Annotated in this window: 1 tRNA gene; it reads right to left on the reverse strand. The window is 51.4% G+C overall.

The window, feature by feature from the left end:
- Positions 1-76 (reverse strand) — tRNA-Gly (locus ACL9RI_RS27730).
- Between the last annotated feature and the right edge of the window lie 167 nt (positions 77-243).

The following is a 243-nucleotide window of genomic DNA, read 5'->3' on the forward strand; positions in this document are numbered from 1 at the left end:
TGGAGCGGGAGAAGAGTCTCGAACTCTCGACCTCAACCTTGGCAAGGTTGCGCTCTACCAACTGAGCTACTCCCGCAGCGGAACAACATTTTACCAGAAAGCTTGCTGCACTTCCAGTACTACTTTACTACCCTTGCTAACTTGCTATCCTTGATGCAGTTCCGAAAAACTGGAGCGGGAGAAGAGTCTCGAACTCTCGACCTCAACCTTGGCAAGGTTGCGCTCTACCAACTGAGCTACTCC

It is taken from the genome of Janthinobacterium sp. Mn2066, from assembly GCF_049319705.1.
Taxonomy (GTDB): domain Bacteria; phylum Pseudomonadota; class Gammaproteobacteria; order Burkholderiales; family Burkholderiaceae_D; genus Janthinobacterium.